Here is a 3,566-nt window from a genome sequence, read left to right as displayed (position 1 = left end):
GGTGGTGGTCACCCGCAACAGCTCGCCACGGGCGATGCCGACGGAACAGCTGGCCGCGCTGGCCGCCGAGATCTTCGGCGAGGAGCGGGTGGCCTCGGCCGAGGAGATGCCGGATGCGATCGAGCTGGCGGTGGCGATGGCCGAGGAGGACGTCCCCGGTGAGCTGAGCGGGGTCGGGGTGCTGGTCACTGGGTCCGTGGTGACTGTCGCCGACGCGCGCCGGCTGCTGAAGCGATGACCAGCCCGGAGCGGGACCCGCACACCGCCGAGGACCCGACCGGTCCGCCGGTCGAGCCGCCGGTGGGGGAGCAGCCCACGGCCGGGCAGCCACGGCGCTCCGGGTTGCGCAACCCGGAGCGGGCGGTACGCGGTCTCGGTGCGGGCACGCTCAGCCTGGAGGCGCTGGTGCTGCTGCTGGCGATCCAGCCGATCCGGGTGGTCGGCGGTGACCTCGGCGGCGCCGCGATCGGCGCGGTGGTGGCGTTGGCGGTGGCCGCCGTGGTGCTCGCCGGCATGATGCGCCGCCCGTGGGCCTGGAACGCCGGCACCGTGCTGCAGGGCCTGCTGCTGCTGGGCGGTCTGCTGCACTGGTCGCTGCTCGGGCTGGGCATCATCTTCGCCCTGGTCTGGGCGTACGCGTTGCATGTTCGCCGCGTCATCCTCGGCTGAGGACGACCCGTCGGCGACGCCCGGAGGCGGGAGCGGGCCGGGTCAGGCGTCGGCGCGTTCGCGCCACTGGGTGAGGGCGACACCGTGGCCGTCCGGGTCACGGAAGGCCGCCGCCCAGCCCTCCAGCTTGGTGCCCCGGTTGACCACCCGGGGCGCGTACGTGAAGCGGACGCCCGACCCGCGCAACCGTTCGTACGCGGCCTCGATGTCGTTGACCTCGAGGTTGACGTGCACGAGGCGGCGGCTGATGGGCGCCGCCCCGGTCACCTCGCGCAGCACGATCCGGGTCGCCCCGGAGGCGAGGACGGCGTTGTGGGCGCCCTGGTCGACCTCGCTGAAGCCGAGCACGTCGCGGTAGAAGCCGAGCGACCGGGACAGGTCGGTGACCAGGAGGGTGAGGCCCACCCCGCTGATCGGTGCGGCGGGATCCGCTGCCGAGTCGGCGGCGAACCCGAAGATCGCCCGGTCGAACTCCTCGTCGGTCACCGTCTCGGGTGCGGCACCGGCCGGGGAGGGATCGTCCAGCGGAAGGTCGAGCGGGTCCAACGGGTCGGCCGCACCGGGGCCGGACCGCTGCGCGGGCGGCGGGTCGAAGCGCTGCGCCGGCGGGTCGACGGTGTCGTCGGAGGGCGGGATGACAGTGTCGTCCTCCGTGGCGTCGAACCGGTCCGCGACGGGTTCGTCGAAGCGCTCCTCGGCGGGTGAGCGGGGGGCTGGGGTGGCCCGCCGTGGCAGCCCGCCGGCCTGCGGTTCGACGACGACGCCCTCCAACACCACCGGGCCGCCCGGGCTCTGGTGCATCACCACGGGCTCGCGTTCCTCGGCCACGACGCCCGCGTCGTCACGCCGGAGATCGTCACGCCGGGAGTCGGTGCGCAGCGGGTCGGCGCGCACAGGGTCACCGAGCGGGTCCCGGAACGGGTCACCGACCGGGTCACGGAAGTCCTCGCGGAAGTCGTCGTCCGGTGCGCGGTCGGCCCACGGCGGCGCGTCCTGCTGGATCAGCACCTCGTCCATCGCCTCCGCGTCGGCGAACTCCGGCGGGAGGTCGGCGACGGCGGCGGCGGTCTCGGCGTGGGTCGGCACCTCGTCCCAGAGGACCTTGACGTGCCGCTGGTCGTCCAACGCGACCCGGATCGGCAGGGTCTGGCCCAGCGACGGCCACTTGGAGACCGGCACCCTCGGCTCGATGATCTTCTTGGACCGGGGCGGCAGACCCGGGGCGTCGATCACCAGTTGGAGTTCGCAGCGGCCGAACGCGTACTGGGTGGGTGGTTCCGAGGCGCTGTGCACGTGCCCGACGCCGACCACCCAGGTACGCCCGCCGCCGCGTACGGTCGCCAGCGCGATCGCCAGCACCAGCAGGGCGACCCCGAGAGCCACGATGGCCCAACTGGTCATGCCCAGGCCGAAGAGGACGACGAACGTGGCAACGGTGCCCAGCACCGCGCCGATCAGCTTGCGTACCGGCGCGATGGGTCGGTTCCCGCCATTCGCCACAGTGGACCTCCCGGGGGTCAGGACCAGGCTAGGCCGGATCGGCCACCGGGGGAAAGACCGGCCGCCGCGCCGACGCCGGGGCCGGGTCGCTAGGCTGACCGTACCGACCCCGAGCGTGAAGCGCGTACAGGAGGAACCCAGCGTGTCCAGCAACAGCCCGGAAGAGCGCAGCCTCGTTCTGATCAAGCCCGACGCGGTTCGCCGCGGCCTGGTCGGCGAGGTCCTCTCCCGCTTCGAGCGCAAGGGGCTGCGGATCGACGCGATGGTGCACCGGACGATGGACGCCGCGCTCGCCGACGAGCACTACGCCGAGCACGTCGACAAGGCGTTCTACCCGCCGCTGAAGGACTTCATGACCGGCGGCCCGTTGGTCGCCCTGGTGCTGTCCGGCGACCAGGTCATCGACGTGGTCCGTGGGCTGGTCGGGGCCACCGACGGGCGCAAGGCCGCCGCCGGCACCATCCGCGGTGACCTGTCGCTGTCCAACCGGGAGAACCTCGTGCACGCCTCCGACTCGACGGACAGCGCCAAGCGCGAGATCGCGCTCTGGTTCCCCGAGCTGGGCTGACCCCCCACCGGCCGAGGGCCCGACACCACTGACGGGCCCCCGGCACCACTGACGCCCGAATTCAGCCGGTCGCCGGCACCTTCGCCGGGTTGCCGATCACGTAGATCCCGGTGATCCGACCGTCGGCCGCGGCGATGGTCAGCGTGTACCGGCTGCCATCCGCGCGGGTGACCAGCACCGCGGGTTCCGCGGTGAGTTCGATCGGCTCCTGGGTCTCCTGATGACGTGGGCCGTAGACCCCGGCGTAGAACCGGGCGATCCGGTCCGCGCCGGTGACCGGGTTGAGGGCGGCCCGGGCCCGCCCGCCGCCGTCGTTCCAGGCGGTGGCGTCGGCGGCCACCAGGTCGGTGAGGGTGGCCAGGTCGCCGTCGCGGGCGGCGGCGAGGAACGCGTTCAGCAGCCGGTCCCGCTCCGGGCGGCTGGCGGTGAACCGGCGCTGCTCCTGGCGTACCCGGGCGGTCGCCCGGTGGTACAGCTGCCGGCAGTCGGCGACGGACCGGTCCAGGATCTCGGCGATCTCCGCGTACGGCAGGTCGAAGGCCGTGTGCAGGACGTACACCGCCCGCTCCGGCGGGGTGAGCCGCTCCAGGACGTGCAGCAACGCGGTGGAGAGCGAGTCGCGCAGCTCCACCCGGTCCAACGGCCCGAACGGCGAGGGCGCGGTCGGCACCGGCTCGGGCAGCCACGTGCCCACGTACGTCTCGCGGGCCGCCTGCCGGGCGCGTAGGCGGTCCACTGCCAACCGGGTGACCACCCGGGACAGGTACCGGCGCGGCTCGTCGACCCGTGCCCGGTCCACACCCAGCCAGCGCAGGTACGCCTCCTGGAG

At 73.6% G+C, this 3,566-nt stretch carries 4 protein-coding genes and 1 pseudogene; 3 read left to right on the top strand and 2 right to left on the bottom strand.

From position 1 onward, the window contains the following. Both KBX53_RS26340 and KBX53_RS26335 read left to right on the top strand, forming a co-directional pair. Positions 1–238, top strand: a pseudogene (locus KBX53_RS26340) (dihydrofolate synthase); the annotation flags it as partial. Continuing rightward, positions 235–669 carry a DUF4233 domain-containing protein gene (locus KBX53_RS26335; RefSeq protein WP_030336590.1) on the top strand — a complete coding sequence of 145 codons (435 nt, stop codon included), beginning with the start codon at positions 235–237 and terminating at the stop codon, positions 667–669. The pseudogene KBX53_RS26340 and the gene KBX53_RS26335, both read left to right, overlap by 4 nt. Positions 670–711: 42 nt before the next feature. On the opposite strand, the gene KBX53_RS26330 is transcribed toward KBX53_RS26335, so the two are convergent. Beyond that, positions 712–2,169, bottom strand: a complete 1,458-nt coding sequence (locus KBX53_RS26330) for a VOC family protein (protein ID WP_210862213.1) — start codon at positions 2,167–2,169, stop codon at positions 712–714. Positions 2,170–2,311: 142 nt separating this feature from the next. Here KBX53_RS26330 and ndk point away from each other — a divergent pair, with 142 nt between their 5' ends. Beyond that, positions 2,312–2,737: a nucleoside-diphosphate kinase gene (ndk, locus tag KBX53_RS26325; protein WP_030336586.1), complete on the top strand. Its 426-nt coding sequence runs from the start codon at positions 2,312–2,314 to the stop codon at positions 2,735–2,737. Positions 2,738–2,798: 61 nt separating this feature from the next. Here the strand turns inward: ndk and KBX53_RS26320 are convergent. After that, positions 2,799–3,566: sigma factor-like helix-turn-helix DNA-binding protein (locus KBX53_RS26320; RefSeq protein ID WP_210862211.1), on the bottom strand; the 768-nt coding region annotated here is incomplete at its 5' end.

The sequence above is a fragment of the Micromonospora sp. M51 genome, from assembly GCF_018070305.1.
GTDB lineage: Bacteria > Actinomycetota > Actinomycetes > Mycobacteriales > Micromonosporaceae > Micromonospora > Micromonospora parva.
The sequence above is the reverse complement of the archived record's forward strand: the minus strand, read 5'-3'. Positions and strand labels throughout refer to the sequence as shown.

Coding starts and splice junctions, on each gene's coding strand:
- KBX53_RS26335 (WP_030336590.1), top strand. CDS start 235: ATGACCAGCCCGGAGCGGGACCCGCACACCGCCGAGGACCCGACCGGT.